Here is a 17,144-nt window from a genome sequence, read left to right as displayed (position 1 = left end):
CTAATCAGTTGGAACTCGAAGACCCACAACTCCTGACCATCCATAATTTCTAAAAATCTTCATTATTCCAGGAAGTAGAACTAAGCCCAAGGGATTCTCAAAAAAATCGAGCATCTCGGCCATGCCACCAAATGTCTCGGTATTAATCAAGTTCGCGATAGCGAGATTTCTAATTGTTCTAACCATGGGCGAGGAGGCAAACAATAGATTTTGTGAGCCATCTCTAAACATGGTTTTAATAGCGGCAGGTATTAGTGTTTCTTCCATTAGTTCAGTGGGATGATAGTATAATATATACCTCCAGTTAGTTAAACTAGCGCCTCTGGGTCCTTGAATAAGGCCTTGTAAAGCGTTTCCGTAGCTGAGCAGAGCCCTGATACTCTTAGCCCCAAAATTAAACATACTGCCTAACGCAGAGCTATATGGTGATATGCTACCTCCTATGCGTTCTAATGCCCATGAAAAAGGCCTTCCCACCCAGCTTATAAGTGGAGCCATGTCTCCAATGCCCAACTGCGCAGGCGTAAAAAACAAACCGAACAGCACTGAATACATAAAACCAGTCCAGAATTGAGCGCCTAGTGAATTAAACCAAGTTGTAAAATTTACGCTTCCTGACTGGCCAAACATAAGGGGTAAACCCCAGAAAAAAGTAAATATGCTACTGCCTCTTATGCCACCCACGCCTGCTTTAACACCCCATCCAATTACTTTGGCAACCCCGCCCAAGCCGGCTGATGCTAGCTTTGCACTAATCCATGGAAGAATTGTGTGATCCAATACTCCTGTTCTATCCAAAATGTACACTGCCACCGTAGCAGCAACTGCCCCAATTAAATCCCAGCTCACCTTTATTTCATTAGATTTAAGAACAAGCTGTCCGCTTGCAGGTTCCCAGCTATCTCCCATTTCTGGAAACACTAGATATTTAAAATAATCTCTCCAGATGCCAAAATATTTTGCAATATTTGGCTTGCTGGTATGTCTGCCATCCCTGATAGTCATAATAGTTGCAACATCGTGCAAAGGCCCTTCTTGGCCTTCGGCATCGGCCGCAACCATCAACCTGGACATCTCTGTTCCGCTTTCATATCCACTATTGCCTGCCCCCCTCAAATAATAATAAAATATACCCATATTATGTTCTCTTTTGGCAAACTGATAAACTTCCCATAAAGCATCAAAAATCCTGCTTCTCGTGACCTCGTCCTCCCGTTGAAGCTCTTTTGAAAGTATTGAGTTAACCCACTGTATGAAACCATCTTTGTTTGCGGGACGATACATGTCTGGAGGATGTGGTTTATCATCACCGAATTCAAATTCTGTTGTATATGGATTTATGTAAGTCAAATCTCCGATGCCGTTTTCATCGTATGCTATTGCAGAATCAACCATATAAATTTTTGAAGCGCCCACTCTAAAAGCGGCAGAACCAGTTCCTTTACCCCCCAATACTAAACCGGAAATACAATCATTTAATATCCTAAAACCTTCTAAGGAATAACTTCCTAATATATCCGAAAGGCTACCAGCGGAAGGAAGGGTAATCCACTCATTCCTCTTATCCTTTATTTGGTCTGCAACTTTTGAAATATTGCAATAATAGTTGAATTCACTTATTTTATTAAAAAACTGCTCCGAAATCCCCAATGCCATCGTGCTCTCGTTTAAACCATATTCCTGAAACCTGAAATAATCATCATTGGGGTATTCTAACATATTGCATGAAGAAAATGGGTTGTCTCCTCCCGGACCACCTTCGGTAACAAAACTTTGCAGAAAAACTAACATATCTTTTATGTTGCTTAAGTATACATCGGATCCTTTGCTGAGCATATCTACAAAACCACGGGTACAACCCATAAATCTATAAACCGAGGGGCCCCAAGCTTCGGGGTCTAGCATAGCGGGTGGTAATAAACCGCTTTTTGCCTCTATAATTCTGTTAGAATCTCTCAATGTAATATTTACTCTATATTTACCATCCTCTTCAACAAGTTCAAATGCTATCATCTTTCCTATCCTATTAATGATTATTGCGTTCCCTAAAATTATTAACAGGGTTTCCGGACTAATCTTCATAATTTTCCCCGCAGGGCCAAATAACGGAACTATGTAATCCGAAATTACGCCTTCTTCCTCGGCTAATTTTAAGCCTTCTACGCCTCTATATTTTCCTGTAAATTTTCCTATTTCTTCATCTAAATGCCTCAAAGCACCCATTATATATTCTTTCCCTAACAAAGCATAGATTGAATTCCATCCCGGCTGCACGATATCACCATTGATAAACTTCAAAACTGGGGATGATTCTATATTTGGATTTGGATATTCTATATCAACAACCCTTCCATCTTGTATTCGCAGACGAATCCTCAGTCTGTTTTGGGAATCATAAACTTCCTCAATCCCGTTATTTATAACGTAACCTTCTTGCCACCTTTCCCGTTCCACGGTATGGGTTAAGTAATAATTATATAGGAAGTCAAAGTAATCTTTAGGTTGGGGTGGCATTGAGGATTTGAGGACTATTCTCTTTAATACCGAACCCATCTCCGTCCCCTGTTCAATAATAGTTATTCCGCTCACCTCCTCGAATAGTGGCATGACGGTTATCCTTTTCTTCTCCCTTAAGCTACTTAAAGTACTTACATCTCCTAATTTTATCTTAAGAACAAAATCCCGGGAATCAGATCCGTTGTAACCATTAACAACGCTGGCTCCCAAAAGACTCATTTCGTTGAATAAAACTCTCCTATAGTTACCCCAGAATTCGATGAGACTATGAATAAATCCGTTTGCCTTATCTCTGCCTGCTCCAATTTCTTTTGCTCTATCATTTAATTCTTTTACGAGGTCTATTGTAACTTCTTCACCGTTCAGAAACTTTTCCAGTTGTCCCGTATATTTTAGAAGATTATACAAATACGGGGTTTCTTCCTGAAAATTAAGTACCGGCAGGACAGAGTAAGTATAACTGCCATCCTCTCCTTTGGTTATTTCCCACAGTTTCTGGAATGCGTAGTTATCCTGGTCATATTTATAAATTCCCGCTTTCTCCATCCCCGCGGGGGAGGATTCTATAAACTGTTTTAATTGTTTTAATTCATAAAGGCTGTCGCCCAATATGGATTTCAAAGGTAAACGACTATATTGCCTAAAACCAATGTTACCCTCGCCTTTAGAACTGAGAATTTCCGCTGTTTGTTTATTATAATCAAGTAATACCCCGTCAATAATTCCATCATTATCAACATAGTTAGCATATAAAACTACGTTATTGGATGATAGTTGATTGTACTGATATGTGCCATTCGCTACCTTAGTCGGCAACTGGGAATATTTCTTCAATAAAATCCTTTTAACTACACCATTGCCTGATAGCAGGTTATTCAAATATTCAGCTTCATCATTTGCTTCTATCTCTGTTGTTGTAGTCTGAACTGTCGTAAGGCCATTTTTAAAATCAATTAGATAGGCCGTTTTAATACTAATTACTTTATTCCCCGACTTAAATGTCTGGCTTATGACCTCAGTGTGTGTATTTGTGCTAAAATTAGGCACATTTTTTTCTAAATTAGCTATAAAGCTATCTATCATAAAATCCTCATTAAATAAATTACCCAGAGACAATGATGCTCTTTGGGCAACAGAAATGGTATAGTTGGACAAAGTGGCTTTGTAACCTAGATCAATCATCTTGGTACTTTGTCCCGTCATGCTTATGCTAGATGACGTTCCGTACCAACTAAGGGAATATGCCTTATCGCCTGAAGAACTCCGCAGGTTCAGATTGGTTTTTGCACTTGAATTAAAAATATCATGTAAATCTTGGCGCGATAGACTGTAAATAGTTTTCATATCAAGATCTACGTTGGAAATATCCAATATTAAATCCCAATCAGAAAAGTGTCTAACATAAGTAATAGATTTCTGGCTTTGATCAGAAGCAACTATACCATCTATCTTAAAATCAACAAATAATTCCTCGCTGAGACTTATTCTTTTGAAATAGGTCGCAAAATCTAAACCCATATTCCCTTCTGAATAACCGGACTGCCTATAAGAAAATGGCACGGAAAATCTCTCGTCCAAACATACGTCTCTGTATTCTACCACGCTATTAATTGGGATTTTATTACCATCAATAGATATGCTACCTTCAGTCAATAATCTGTAATCAAACTCGGAAATAGAACCGTCTGTTCTCCTCTTATTAACATTTCCTTCTACGGTAACCTTCAAGCCAATATTTTGTCTTCCTCCTCCGCGAGGCCTGATAAAGATCTCTGTATCATAGCTATTTACATATCCGGATGTGCGTTTATTCAATTGGAAATTCTTCCTGCAGAATTCATATATTGGCGTAAGCCCATTCCCGGGAGTTCTGGCCGCAATATAAGAAGTTATAGATGATTCAAAATTATTTTGTTCTATTATAAGAAAGAATTCTTCTCCATTTCCTAAATCGGTAAATCCGTATATATCCCATTTTTTCTTGTCTTTCTGAAATAATGTTTTTCGCTGTTGGAGAACCATACCATTATCCATCTCTATGGTTCTTTCCCATCCAGCCGAAAAACCATCATAATCCACAATGCCTCCAAAAAATTCGTGGGGTAAATAGGCCTCATCTCGCGAAACCATACTTTTCCACTCGGAAACGTTTTTCACTCTTCTAGAATCTTCAAATAGGAATATCGGAATATAATCTTTATCCATTGTAAATAACCTTCGGGCAGTATTAATCATATTGAGGTATTGACCGCCATCATAATTAAAAACATCTTTCCAGACATCTGGATTATTTCCTAATGAATTTAGAAATGATAAATCTGGGATAAAAGACGGTTCAATGATTTTTGCAAACTCTATCATTGAATAAGGTTGTTCGACAGATGGGAGGACGAAAGTTCCCCCTATTGTGTAGCTTGGACCTTGAGCAGGTGCTGGAACGTAAGGAAAAGTAAGAAGAAAGGGTTGCGTTATATAATCTATACCACCTGCATTAATTCTCCCTTCCGATATAACCGGCTCAAATGGGACAAATCCTTTTATTGGGTCATATGCAAAAGCAAACTGATTATATAGAAGAATTTCTAGAATGACTAAGGCTACCAGTTTTCTTTTTACAGCTATTGTTTTCATCTTAATTAATATTAATAACTTTTTAAATTTTATTAATATCGTCCATACGCAAAGGGGATATATCCTCTTACAGGGAAACATCCCCCTTCTTATTAACTAATCTAATCCACTAAATTCGTTATTGTTTGATTGAGAAAAGCTCTGCCAGCTTCACTTCGAAGAATCCCATTAACAACCAATTCTGCCTCTTGCTTAGCAGCTTGGTTTGCGATACCTTTTGTCTTTAAGACATGAGCTATTAGTAATCGTCTAACTATTGCTTCTAATGCTGCCTGATTTTCACTAACTATCTCCGAGACCGTTTTACCGGAGCTTGCAAGCCCCTCTATATCAATCGCATTAAATATTCCAACGATAGCATTAATTTCGGCCTGCAGAAAAGCTGGCGGCTGAACAATCAGATCCCTTAATTGAGGACCGCTTATTCGCATTCCTTGAATCGTAGTTTCTGTAATGCTATCTTGTACCATCGCGCCAAACTGTGTATTGCTTACCTCAACTGCTAAAACATTCAGGGGAATTAATATTATTGTTGCAACGATCACTCCTCCTATTATCTTTTTCATCTTCTCCCTCCTTCTTTTTTATTCACGAATGGTAACGATTTTTAAGAATTTATTTTAATGCGTCGGAACAGCCGATGCACGAGTATGGAATTTAAAATCTTTGATATTTAATTTTTATTTTTTTCTCACCCCCTTATAAACTCTTTTTCAAAGAACGCTTATTTCCCTCTCTATAATTAAATATAACATGCTTTTTAAGTTTTGTCAAGGGCTCAAAAATTATTTTTTTAGTTATCAATCGTCAGTTTTACGAATTACCAATTCCAAATTCTCAATCCCTATATTAAATATAACACGATTCCCTTAAATATTCAAGGGGTGGTGACGTTGTGTTCGTTGGGCTCGTTAGGTTCGTTAATTTCGTTGGGTTCGTTGGTTCGTTAATTTCGTTATTTTCGTTTGGTTAGTTAATTTTGTTGAGCTTGTTTTACGCTTTGCACTTTAAACTTTACACTTTTTTGATTACGGATTACCGATTACAGTTTACCGATTACGGAATTAACGAATTTCTCAAATTTACAACCAACGAATTAGTCGAATTAAGGAAGAGGGAAAAACTGCTCTATCTCCTGCATAAACTCCAACCAGACAGAAGACATATTACTGGTCAAATCTGCCAATTTTTCCTCCTCAAGCATCAAACTATAGGAATGGATGAAGAAGTGCCTAAAAGTAAGGTACTCGAACAATTTATCGGCAAGCGCTTGAGTAATGATTTTAGATTTTACCGAGATATTCAGTAATTCTTTATGCCATGTTTCCGATTTAGAAATATCAATACCTTTTGTCTTTAGGGTCTGTTTTAAGATGTTCTCTATGCCATTATAAATATTATGCAGAAACGTAGCAAGAGCAGCCAATTCAACTATGGATTTATCCTTTCTTGACAAAACAATCTTAAGATTCTTGAGCACTTCCTCTACATTCTCTTTCTCGGCGATAATCTGTCTCGGTAGATTAGCCATAAATCTTGACTCCCGTTTCTTCTATGATTTTGTTAAACAGGGATTTTTCTGATAAATCTATCAGGTCTACGGGTTTTGATAGCGCTTTGAATAATTCGGCATAAAATTTGAAAAATTTGCGGCGCTCAATACCTTTTATAGCAACATCTATATCATTAGCATCAATACCCTCCGCAATAGATGAGCCAAATAAGATAACCTGAGAAACTTTATATTTCTTGGCATTTTGTAAAATTATGTTTTTGTCTTTATCGGATATCATTCTTAAAAGCCTCCTTGGGTTGGCTTATTATTATATACCACAAAATTATGCGACTATCAAGAAATTACAGTTTATCCAAAATGAATTCGCTTATTTAATAATCGCTTCGGGATCCCGATGTTCTACAGAAGTAGTTACTGCATTAGGGACAGATTACGGAACTAACGAACTTCCCGAATTTACAAATATCGAATCAGCCGAATTACGAATTACGAAATCCCGTTTTACTCGTTATGTTCGTTATTTTCGTTTAGCTTGTTAATTTCGTTTTGTGCTTCTTAATTACCGATTGCGGATTACGAGTTACAAATTACGAAATCTCTCCTTTGCGAAATTTATCCTGCATCTTAATAATACGCTTAGGATATGCCCTACGCAAGAGATTTCCCTGGTAAAGCCAGAGGAGTCTTTTTTCTAAAGGCATTTTTTGGTATTCTTTTATTTTTCTGTGACTTAAGTGATAACCAAAACCTACAATTTTCATCTTTTACTTAAAATTTTTTTGAGATTCTTTACATCATTTTTATCCTGAAGCCGCGTTGAGCCCTCTTTCATCTTGATTAAATCCTCAAGAGAAATGACAGGTATGGGTATTGTTTTTAGAACAAATTTTTTTACTTTCTTAATTGCTTTCTTGTAATCCAGTGGAGTATTAATGATTATATCAATCTCAGAAATTGCCCATCGGGAATTAACCAAGGTAAAGGCTTTCATATTTTTATCTCTAATCCAGAAATCTCTTTTTTTCTTATCTAAGAAATCTTCTAATTCTACAGGCGCTTTTGGTTTAAACCCCCATTTTTTTACCAATTGGAAAAATCTTTTTAAGTTTTTATCCTCTAAATAAAGGAGTAAATCAATATCGTAGGTCATGCGGGGAATACCCCAAAAGTTGACTGCCAAACCACCAACTAAGATATAGTTAATCTTTTCTTTATTAAGTTCTCTAAATATCCCTAAGTAATCAAGCATATTTTTCTTATATCATAATTTCATTTGATTATCAATTACGAATTACCGATTACCAATTACGGATTACGGACTACGAATAGGCTCAGTTAATCCCAAAATGCGCTTGATGCAATACGCGATGAGTGCTGAAGAAGAAATTGTTTTTATTCCCTCAGGGACTTCTAAAGTGTCTAAAGTGACTAAAACTTGAGGAAGCATTTCTTTATCTTTTAGTTTATAAAACTCCTCTGTCCCTAAAGAAAATTTTCCATGGACTACTCCCGCATAAATCTTATTATAGTCTATTCCCAATTTTTCTACCAAATGATAAACTGCAGATTTTATGGTAGAACCAGTTGAGGTTTCATCATCAAGGATAAAGATATAATAATCTTTTAAACTATAAGGAAAAGTAAGTGGTCTTCCATCATTTTCCAGAATTTCTCCCGTAATTACTACTTCGCTAGAACCAAGCCTTTCTTTGTTTAAATATCCAGAAATTGCTTCTATTCCATAACGGTCTCTAAGTACACTAACTGCTTCCTTTACATAAAAGAAACTTCCGTCATCGGGAGAAATAAGAAGAAGGGGCAAACTTCTCAAATCAGTTATACCCTGTTCCTTCTTAATGATGCCTAATAAGCCTTCTGCCAACTGCACAAAACCATTGAGGTTGTAAACCGCCTGGGGGGTGAGGACGTTTAGGGTTTGGCGATTAGCCTCATCATCAGTTATCCAGACCTCTGGAGAAAGATCAATTAAACCGCTCTTTTTTCCATAGTGAACATTTACCGTAAAGTTATGGTCTAAAAGGGAATTTAATACTTTAAGTAAAATGTAGCTCGAGATACACTCTCCCTCTTTAAACTCTTTATCCTGACGACTATAGCCCTGATAGGTATTAATCAGAGAAACTGTCTTTACCCCTTTTAATCTCATTAAAGCGCTGGTTAAAATTAAAGACAAAATATTTTCTGAGTTTTCTGTAGAGTGAATAATGACGACATTTTTCCCTACTAAATTAAAAGGTAAAGAAACTTCCCAGTGCCCGCTAAAATCTTGGCTTACTTTAATAAATGCGCTTTCTGCATCTTGCAAACGGGAAACTGCCTCCTCTACGGTCGGTTTAAAGCGTGGTGTAAGATATGTAACATAGTCAATATGTATTGGACCGGTTACTTTTTCTTGGAGAGTGATCGGCTTTATCGGCAAAAAATAAGTCTCTTTGGTTTGGGTATAGGCAAGACAAACTTTATCCGCAAATATCCTGAAGATAGAAATCAACAAGTAGTCTTCTTCAGAAAACGGAGTCCAGTCTTCAAGGATAAGAGTAATTTCTCTCGCTTGGTACTGCCTTAAGGCCCCTAAGGTAAGAAGAATTTTTAAAAAGTCATCTGCGGAACCAATACGAGCAGCGAAATTAATTGCAGCCTCTTTTATTTCTTGGGGGTTAAGAAAACGCAAGTAGAGTTCTTTATCAGGGAATTGCCCATATTCTAAACTAATTGGTCGGCCATCACTTGTAGCCAAATAGAAAGAAGCTCTGGGAGCGAGGATTCTTCTATAAGAGAAATCACGCTTTAAAAAAGAATTTTGTGAAAGCAGAGGAATAAAAATCAGTAAGATAATAAATTTCTTTAACATTTTTTACTTCAATATCTTATCAGATGTTGCAGAGCGGTCAAGTATAAAGGTAGTTTGAGGATGATTCTGAAGAAAAGAAGCAGGAACAAAAGGAGTAACTATCCCGAAAATCGTTTTTTCTATAATCTCTTTCTTTTTCTCTCCGGAAGCAAGAAGGATAACTTCTTTTGCGCTAAGGATGGTTTTAAGACTTAAGGTATAAGCATGGGTAAAATCTACATCGTTTACCTCTTTTGTCTGGGGAGTTAATTCCACTACTCCCACTGAGTTTCCCGTAATAAAACCTGGCTCATTGAAAGCCAAATGGCCATTTTGTCCAATTCCTAAAACCAAAATATCTATCTCTCCTAAAGCTTCTATTTCTCTTGCGTAACGCACTCTTTCTTCTTCTATATCCGAAGCTCCGCCAACAATACCTACGAATCGCTTAAAGGGAAGATATTTTAAAAGTTGTTCTTCTAATTCTTGGCGAAAACTCAAAGATGAATCTGGTCCTATTCCCACATACTCATCAAGCTGTATTAAAATAACCTTCTTCCAAACAGGGTCATCTTTATACTCTGTCCTTAAGATTTCATAAAGTCTTTTGGGAGTATTTCCCGTAGGAAGTCCAATAACTATTTCTTCCTTTTCTTTAGCCAACTGATGAACTCTTGCCATGAGCATCCGGCAGGCAGTCTGCGACATTTCTTCATAATCAGCAGAAACTATTACTCTATTTTTTCCAATATAAAGTTCACTATAAGCATAAGTTTTTTGTCTACGGAAAGCTAAATTGTGATTTAGAGAAGAGAGAAAATTTGCAGAGAAAAAGATAAAAGTTAGAATTGTCTTTAGAACTATATTTTTAGAAAACATCTTCGTTTAGACCCTTGCCCACCTCGTAGGTGGGCAAGGGGGCCACCTACGAGGTGGATGAGGTTAGCGGTTAGATGCCGCTGAAAAATGATTCTAAAACACGCAGTTTATCGAGGGTAAGTGGTCCTTCAATTTCTATTCTTATGGTATATCTACCGGCATTAGTTAGAGCCTGCTGTGTACCTAATGCCTGTAAGACATTCTGCATTCCGGTGGTAAAACCAGGAATCTTTTCCCCGGGAATCACCTGTGTACCAATGTCATTAACCACAATAAAAGTAGGAATTCCTTTATCAGGTCCCTGTTGTAAATATTGTCTTAATGAATGCTCATATACTGGACCAATTCCATAGATATCTTGCAATCCAAACCTTCTTAAAACTCCCCGTGCCTGACTCCAGGTAACTGCTCTTTCGGTTGTTTCCTGTGCATAGGGTAAGATTGCGCCATAAGTTTTACCCTTACTTTTAGCAAATTCTAGAACGAGTGCATAAATCTCTTGGGCAGTTAAATTATCTAAATCTTTTTTCTTTTCCCAGATAAATTCAAAAAACTCATCCCGTGCCACTTGCATTAAGGCTCCAAAATCCAAGGTTACACCTGGAGCAATCTCCACACGATAAATACTCCTTTGGCTTTCAAGAAAATCACCATAGGCCTCTTCTAAAGTTTTGCCCTGATTAATCTGGGCAAGGATCTCTTCTTTCATCCTGTTAGTAGCTTTCTTCCCTTCTTCTACTCCGGGCTGATCAAAGGGGTCTATTCCCATAAGAACTCCTGCCATACCGGTAGCAAATTCTAATAAATAGAGCCCACCAATTGCCTCTTCAGGACTATTTACCTGAATCTCCCAAACAGGTACTCCTTTTGCCTTTACTCTCTCAGTAAAACCATCCCGAGCATCAGAACTGCCCAACTTTATTCTTAAACAAAAGGTACCCTCATTATAAATCCCTTCATCATAATCGCGTTCCAACACAGGGACAATGCCTCTATTCCTTCCCACCACGTCTATTTTACCCAAACTTTCTGCTACCAGCTGTTCAATCCAAGGGCCTAATGAAGCCAGTTCCTCAGGTAGAACTACGCGCATATAGATTCTTCCTTCTGACTCCATCTTTGCTAAAAACTCACCTAAATCATACTTAACCTGAGATTCCATTGCTTGCCGCGCGAAGGAAAGAATGGTGTTTATATCATGACCAGCAAGGGCTGCAGGGAGCATCCCAATAACCGAAAAAATTGTGTATCTTCCTCCTACCTGGTCAGGATGTTCAAAAATATTTTCTAAAGGAACATTATTATCTTTCAAAAATTTCATCAAGAAACTATCTCGGGAAGTAGTGGTGATGGCAATAAAGTGTTTTGAGGGGTCAAGTCCTGCCTGAATAATCCAATCATAAGCAATTCTGGTTAAGGCATTGGTTTCCGCAGTTGTCCCTGATTTAGAAATAGAGATAAACAAAGTGCGCGTAGGGTCAATTTCTCCTTTAATTTTCTGAATATCTGCTTCGTCAAGGTTTTCCATTACATGGATTTCTGCCCAACCTTCTTCTGTCCCCAAAACTCCTCGAATTACATCTGCCGGACGAGATGAACCACCCATACCAATAACCACAATATGGGTGTATTCTCCTTTATGCCTCTGGGCAAAATCAACGATTTTCTCAAGCATACCCTGACAATCAAGAGGTAAAGTAAGCCAGTGGGTATCCTGCGTAGGATTTTCTCGCCAAGCTCCTTTATTGGGGTCTAAAGGGAACCGTTCCTCACGCACGGACATATTGGTTTGTGTAGATTGAAATGGGATTTTTAATCTTCTGAAGATAGAATCACTGCTAAGGTCCATTTTCAATAGTATAACAAAAATGCCCAAAAATACAAAACTAAAAAGAACTATTCCTTCAAAATTCTTTTTCATCTTTCCCCCCTTAAGTTAATTATTTTTATTTTAATAAAGTTAAAAAAATTAATGCATCCTTAAAAAGGATAGCATAATTTATAAAAGTGTCAAGAGTAGCTGAATCATAAATTAAAAAATTTTTTAAAATACTACATTCATCTCTTATTAACTTCAGATTGCCAATCTTTCCCACTAAGGACATTCTCTATAAAATTACTTCGTATGAGCAATATCCTCTATATTAAAACATTTTCTATTGAGTTACGAACATTTGTCTTTACGATTTGTCTTAGAAACCTATTTTGTGCTACGCATTTTGATATTTAGAGTTTGAATTTAGTGATTAAATTTATTTTATCTTTTGTTTTTATGGAGAATATCCAAGATAACCAGCTCCAATTGCCTGAGCAAAATCAGGATTTTCTACGGAATGAATTGTTATTTTCAATTGCGGATATTGTTCTCTTAAAACCTCTTCTGCCTTTTCTTTGACAATTCTTCCAAACTCACCCACTACCACTTGTCCAAAAATAATTAGATTTTCTATCCCTAATAAAGGTTGAACCTGAGCAACAGCATGGGCAAGATAGACACCAATAGTCTCAAATATTTCTTTTATCTGATTTTTTACTATATTATCTACTGCAGGATCGCTATACATCTCTTGAATCCTGATAAGAATCTTTCTCTGGTCTATATCTCCTCTCTGGTTGCGGAATTCTGGATTAGTAATGTCAATAATTCCTTTCTCTATCACCATTCTCACCACTGGGCGTTGCGAGAGATACTGCTGAAGGGCTCCAGGAACCCCAGTAACGGAATGACCAATGGGATCGTCTCTATAAAACTGAGACATATCCAGCACAATATTTCCTCCTTCGGTAAGTAAATCTGTAGCAATCCTCCCATTTCTATCCACGTATCCTGTAGCCAATCCGGTTCCTAAACTCCAAGTTAAAACATTTCTTAAACCAAGATTGGCTGAAGAATATACTGCTCCCGCATCACCATCATTAATTATCTTTATTCTTTCACGTTGTAAACCCAATAATTTTTCACCTATCCAAAAACCGAATTCTGCCACCTCCTCTTTTATCGTTGGGTCATTTATATTCAGGCCTCCCACCATTGGTGCGGGCCCAGTAATTCTGCCATTATGCACCGCACAAGCAATACTAATACCCAACCCTTTTACTTCCAACGGCTTAATACCCAAAGATTTAGCTAGTTCAACTAAATCTTCTAACTCTGCAGGGCTAATTTCGTATCTTTCCTTCGCTTCTCTAAATTCTTTAAATAATTCAGAATATTTTGATTTAACAGCTTCTAAAGAAACATAATATCGAGCGAAATTTAAAAGAGCTTTGGCATATCTTTTATGCTCTTCAAGAGATGAAAAATGACTTGAATCCCATTTTAATTTCTTCTCAAATTTAGAATCTCCATTTATTAAAACAGAAATTTTAATATCTGATCCACCAAAATCTAAACCAATCACCGTCCCCTGCATTTCTGAACGAGGAATAATTGCAATACGGCTATCTTCTTCACAATCAAAAAGTGATTCGATGGGCTTGGCAAGTCTTTCTAATTGAGTTTTTTCTGTATCCTCTAAATTTGCATATCTGTTAATATCAAAAGAGTCAATTTCCCTGACCATTTTTAAGAAACTTCCTATATCCATTCCCTGTTTGGAAAGAGAGTTTAAAATCCTATCTTTGACCGACTCATAAAGCTTAGGGCTTCCATTAATAACTAAACTTTCTCCACCAAATAAAGTAAGGGCGTGATAAATCTTAAGGGCAACATAGTTAGAGACTGTTTCAAAGTCATCCTTAGACAATGCCTCAACCTGGGGAACCTCCACTAAAAATTTTAAAACCCTCCCCTCTCCTCTACAAATATAAATAGCCACTCTTTCCTTGGCAACTTCTTTACGAGAAACAATCTCAGTAAATTTCCCCTCCCAGAGCATAAAAGGGAAAAAATCTGTTCCATCACGCAAGGAAGCTAAATCTAGAAGAGGACTCTTTATCCTTCGGGTAATATTAACTTTATCAAAGTCAAAATTAATGGTGAAGATAAATAATGAGTAAACAAAGGACAATGAAAGAAAGAAAAGTCCTAATTTAGACTTTTCCAATCGAGAAAGTCCACGTTTTATCTCTACATATTTGTTAGAAACTTCTTTCACCATAAAAATCCCTCATTATTTTTATATACCTCCGGTTATTAATCTCCATATAGCCTCTAAGCTAAACCGATAGGTATATTCCAAATCTTTGGCATGTAAAGTCGGGGGCAAATACCAACGCCAATCTTCTATGACTTCTTCTATCTCGGAACAATAAACAATTCCCAAATTTCCCCATCGCGCTCTAATTCTTGCTTCCACCTCGCTCTTGCTTTCCACTCCCAAATCTCTGAGGCTTCTTACTTCACACGCTTTCTTTATTGCGCTCAGGTGCGTATACCATAACCCAGGAATCACTTGTGGAGGTTTTTGGGGATCTTTAGAACTTGTAAGTTCTTCTAAATGTTTTATTACCTCTGTGCCAATTTGTCCAAGGCGTTGAGGTAAACAATCGGGATTATCTGCTACCCCCATCACTCCTCTTGGTCTTCGATCCAAATGTGAATATTCACCTAAGACAAATGAACCATCGGGAAATTGTAACATTCCTGATTTAATCTGAGTTGCCATCGTAGGAGTAATAGCGCTTCCATCTTGAGTATCAAAGAGAACGACGTGAGTTATAAAATCACTCAATTTTATACTTGGATCACCTAAGGCTATTTGAATGGATTTTTCAAGCGCAGAGAGCACGCCTATAATATGAGAACCATCTTCTTCCATACCCCAATCCTCATTAGAAGTAAGTGGTTTTAAAGATAAAATAATAGGAACTTTTCCCTCTGCTTTCTTTATCCTCAACGCTTCCACAATCCCTTTGACTACCAAATTCGCTCCCACACTGGTTAAAATACTTCCACAGGTTATAAAAATAGCACCTTGAGCATTTCTAATAGCTTCTATCGTTTCTGCTACCGCTTGTAAGAAATAACCGGCTACCTGTTGATATTTTCTTTTTCGACTTCCATCTTCATTATATTCATCTAATAAAGTTTCTCTACCATCTGGATTACGAACAGGAGACCATATTTCCATATGGTCAATAGGGGAAGGATTAGTGAAAGCATCGTGATTATAAACTGGATTGCCATCGACCCCTATAACCCGCGATGGTTCTCTTCCATTTCGAGGAGCAGGCCGAGAAATGTCTGTTTGTTCGGTCACAACATTTCCGTTTCTGAGACGGGCAACAACAACTCCTTCATCATGGGTACTGGGAACAACCCATCCCATATCTCCTACACCTAGGATGTTAGCCACTAATTTATTAGCCTGATCAATAAATCCTTTGTTTATACGGGCTTGAGCTAAAAGGCTCGCTCCTCTTATAAGTTTTCCTCTCTCCATTCCACCTTTTACTACTCCTGCATCTAAATAACCAGCATAATCTAAAAGGCCAATATAGAAGAGATTTCTTAAACTCTGACCCTCCAAAGACAAAATGCCTGTGGCAATAAACCTTTCGTCAACATGCCGGGCGACATTTAATAAATCCGAAACAAATTCAAGCCAATTTTTGGGTAAATAAAGTATTTTTTCTTCGCCGTTGACATTTACTTTAAATCCTCCTCGATATGCCGACTCTACCTGGTCAATTGCTTCTTTAACTGCTTCTTCAAAACTCATACTTTTATATCGACCTCCCTTAAAACGTATCTCCATCAATGCTTGAATTGCTGGTTCGGAAAATCCTTTCCAATCATTAATGGCATCTCCGGGAGAAAATATGTAAACCCGATAAGCATCGGTAGCTCTTAACATATTCTGTATAATACGAGAACTACCGCCATCATCGGTGGTAGAGACAACAACGGTTATTGTTCTGGTTACTTCTCCGTTGTTTTGTTGTATTTCATCCCGCAATTTATCTGCTAATAAATTAGGCCACGTGCTTCCTCCGATAACCGTAATATCTGGTTTTTCTGAAGGAGGTGCACGGGCAGAATGTCTGATAAGTGCTATTTGAGATGGCCTTAATAAAGCATCTCTACCTACAGTTCCCAATACAATTCTAAAAAACTCATCCTCCGTTATATTTCTTCCCAGAATCTTCTCTAATTCTTCTCGACATCTTTGTTCATCTCCTTGTCCATACCGCTCTATAAAAAATCTGTAATTGGGATTAGTCTTTAGAAAAACTTCTCGGTTTCGCACTGAGCCCATCCCTGCAAAAATCTCACCAAAAACACTCCCTAAACCATTTTCTTTTGCTCTAGAAAATAAAACCAGAAGCTGTTGCGCTTCGGAAGTTCCTATGTCTCTTAGGGCTTCTAAAGTATGCTCCTGTTGTTGAGGAGATAAACTGAGAAAACGACCAACTTCTCTTGCCCTTGCTAAAGCTCTTATCTCTTGTTCAGTTAAGTTTAAACTGCTCCTAAATTCTTGGGCATATTTTCTTTCATTTACTACTCTTTCTGTTTCCAAAAGAAGGAGATAATCCGAATTAAGTAAAGATTCGGAGATTTCAATAACACCATCTTTAAAACTCGCTAAGGAATCAATGCTTTTTACAACTCTTAATTCAAGTGCGTCCTTAAAACCTAAACCTTTCAGTACGACCGTCGGTGAGAAACTCTCACCTTTAATCCTTCTTAATAAATATCCTTCTGCGCTATTTGGTAGAGAAACATTAAATAAACTGTGTTCTGTGAAAGATAAAAGCAAGAAAATTGTTATCCAAATTTTCAATTTTTTCATACGAACAGTTCTCATT

Annotated in this window: 11 protein-coding genes; all 11 read right to left on the bottom strand. The window is 37.3% G+C overall.

From position 1 onward, the window contains the following. Entirely contained in the window at positions 1–5,148 is a 5,148-nt protein-coding gene (locus NC818_00185) for a hypothetical protein (GenBank protein ID MCM8783187.1), read from the bottom strand. A gap of 101 nt (positions 5,149–5,249) precedes the next feature. Then, positions 5,250–5,714, bottom strand: coding sequence for a hypothetical protein (locus NC818_00180; GenBank protein MCM8783186.1), 465 nt, complete (start codon positions 5,712–5,714; stop codon positions 5,250–5,252). A 539-nt stretch (positions 5,715–6,253) separates the two neighbouring features. Continuing rightward, positions 6,254–6,679: a hypothetical protein gene (locus tag NC818_00175; protein ID MCM8783185.1), complete on the bottom strand. Its 426-nt coding sequence runs from the start codon at positions 6,677–6,679 to the stop codon at positions 6,254–6,256. Beyond that, a complete protein-coding gene (locus NC818_00170) occupies positions 6,672–6,941 on the bottom strand; it encodes a nucleotidyltransferase domain-containing protein (protein MCM8783184.1) in 270 nt (89 codons plus the stop codon). The genes NC818_00175 and NC818_00170 overlap by 8 nt, the downstream gene beginning before the upstream one ends. A gap of 310 nt (positions 6,942–7,251) precedes the next feature. Continuing rightward, complete coding sequence (locus NC818_00165; protein MCM8783183.1) at positions 7,252–7,425, bottom strand: hypothetical protein; 174 nt, start codon at positions 7,423–7,425, stop codon at positions 7,252–7,254. Continuing rightward, on the bottom strand, positions 7,422–7,913 hold the full coding sequence (locus tag NC818_00160) for a hypothetical protein (protein ID MCM8783182.1): 492 nt from the start codon (positions 7,911–7,913) through the stop codon (positions 7,422–7,424). The genes NC818_00165 and NC818_00160 overlap by 4 nt, the downstream gene beginning before the upstream one ends. A gap of 63 nt (positions 7,914–7,976) precedes the next feature. Beyond that, positions 7,977–9,536, bottom strand: a complete 1,560-nt coding sequence (locus NC818_00155) for a ribose-phosphate pyrophosphokinase-like domain-containing protein (protein ID MCM8783181.1) — start codon at positions 9,534–9,536, stop codon at positions 7,977–7,979. 3 nt (positions 9,537–9,539) lie between these two features. Next, a complete protein-coding gene (locus tag NC818_00150) occupies positions 9,540–10,394 on the bottom strand; it encodes a glucosamine-6-phosphate deaminase (GenBank protein ID MCM8783180.1) in 855 nt (284 codons plus the stop codon). Positions 10,395–10,464: 70 nt separating this feature from the next. Then, positions 10,465–12,315 (bottom strand): hypothetical protein, encoded by a 1,851-nt coding sequence (locus NC818_00145; GenBank protein ID MCM8783179.1) that lies wholly within the window; start codon positions 12,313–12,315, stop codon positions 10,465–10,467. 349 nt (positions 12,316–12,664) lie between these two features. Further along, a complete protein-coding gene (locus NC818_00140) occupies positions 12,665–14,494 on the bottom strand; it encodes a hypothetical protein (GenBank protein MCM8783178.1) in 1,830 nt (609 codons plus the stop codon). An 18-nt stretch (positions 14,495–14,512) separates the two neighbouring features. Beyond that, positions 14,513–17,143 (bottom strand): YvcK family protein, encoded by a 2,631-nt coding sequence (locus NC818_00135; protein MCM8783177.1) that lies wholly within the window; start codon positions 17,141–17,143, stop codon positions 14,513–14,515. Position 17,144 lies beyond the last annotated feature (1 nt).

The organism is Candidatus Omnitrophota bacterium, assembly GCA_023819145.1.
Classification (GTDB): Bacteria; Omnitrophota; Gorgyraeia; order DTHP01; family DTHP01; genus JBFWKV01.
Note: the sequence above shows the minus strand (reverse complement) of the source record. Positions and strands in the feature narration are given on the sequence as shown.